The organism is Kitasatospora sp. NPDC023385 (genome assembly GCF_055664045.1).
Window position 1 is genome coordinate 1 of record NZ_JBVOOL010000027.1, and the last position, 1,616, is coordinate 1,616.

2 rRNA genes and 1 pseudogene are annotated in these 1,616 nt (G+C 68.1%); all 3 read left to right on the forward strand.

Annotated elements, in window-relative coordinates:
- Positions 1-93, forward strand: a 23S ribosomal RNA gene (locus AC0B61_RS30260); the annotation flags it as partial.
- Between the two features lie 108 nt (positions 94-201).
- A 5S ribosomal RNA gene (gene rrf, locus AC0B61_RS30265) occupies positions 202-318 on the forward strand.
- A 519-nt stretch (positions 319-837) separates the two neighbouring features.
- Positions 838-1,616: pseudogene (locus AC0B61_RS30270) on the forward strand (hypothetical protein); the annotation flags it as partial.

Sequence of the window (1,616 nt, forward strand, 5' to 3'; positions counted from 1 at the left end):
GGCTCCCAGTAGACGACTGGGTTGATAGGCCGGATATGGAAGCCCTGTAAGGGGTGGAGTTGACCGGTACTAATAGGCCGAGGGCTTGTCCTCAGACGCTCGCGTTCACTGTGTGGTTCCCGGGTAGCGAACAGCTATCGCTGGCGAACTAGAAACACTTATTCAACTGAAAAGTGTGTTTCGCTGAATACCCGATAGGGTTTCGGTGGTCATAGCGTGAGGGAAACGCCCGGTTACATTCCGAACCCGGAAGCTAAGCCTCACAGCGCCGATGGTACTGCAGGGGGGACCCTGTGGGAGAGTAGGACGCCGCCGAACAATTATTCAAGGCCGCGGCCCCAGCGATTCGCTGGGGCCGCGGCCTTTTTGTGTTTTGCGAACGTGAAGAAAGTCTGACAGAACGGATCTTCGGCCCAGGCGCGGACGATCCCGGCATGTCGGACAATGGAGAAGGTGCGCGGGCCAGGAGGCCGGCGCCGAAACCGCGTGACGGCAGCGGAGTTGCACGCACGGCCCGCGCGGTGAAGCTGAAGCAGCAGAAGGAGCACCACGATGTCGAACCAGCCCCAGGACCGTCCCGAGCGTCGATCGGACGACGGCCGAGGCTCCGAGCCCCGGTCCCGTGGGGGCTGGTCGAACGACCGCCGCGACGACCGCTCCTCCGGTAGCAGTTTCCGTCGGGACGACCGCCCGGGCGGGCACCGTCGCGACGACCGCGATGACCGTCCGCGTCGTGACGACCGTCCTACCGGTGGCGGCTACGGCCGTGACCGTGACGACCGTGGTGGCGACCGTGGCGGGTTCCGTCGCGATGACCGCCCGTCCGGTGGTGGCTTCAACCGTGACCGTGGCGACCGCCCGTCCGGTGGCGGTTTCAACCGTGACCGTGGTGACCGTCCCACCGGTGGCGGCTACGGCCGTGACCGTGACGACCGTGGTGGTTTCCGCCGTGACGACCGCCCGTCCGGTGGCGGTTTCAACCGTGACCGTGGTGACCGTCCCACCGGTGGCGGCTACGGCCGTGACCGTGACGACCGTGGTGGCGACCGTGGTGGTTTCCGCCGTGACGACCGCCCGTCCGGTGGTGGCTTCAACCGTGACCGTGGCGACCGCCCCTCCGGCGGTGGCTTCCGTCGCGACGACCGCCCGTCCGGTGGCGGTTTCAACCGCGATCGCGGTGACCGCCCCGCCGGTGGCGGCTTCAACCGCGATCGTGATGACCGTGGTGGCGACCGTGGCGGGTTCCGTCGCGATGACCGTCCGTCCGGTGGTGGCTTCAACCGTGACCGTGGCGACCGCCCCTCCGGCGGTGGCTTCCGTCGCGACGACCGCCCGAGTGGCTTCCGTCGTGATGACCGTGACGACCGTCCGCGTCGTGACGACCGTCCCTCCGGTGGTGGGTTCAACCGCGATCGTGATGACCGTGGTGGCGACCGTGGCGGGTTCCGTCGCGATGACCGTCCGTCCGGTGGTGGGTTCAACCGTGACCGTGGCGACCGTCCCGCCGGTGGTGGTTTCAACCGCGACCGTGGCGACCGCCCCTCCGGCGGTGGCTTCAACCGCGACCGCGGTGACCGCCCCGCCGGTGGCGGCTTCAACCGCGACCGCGACGACCG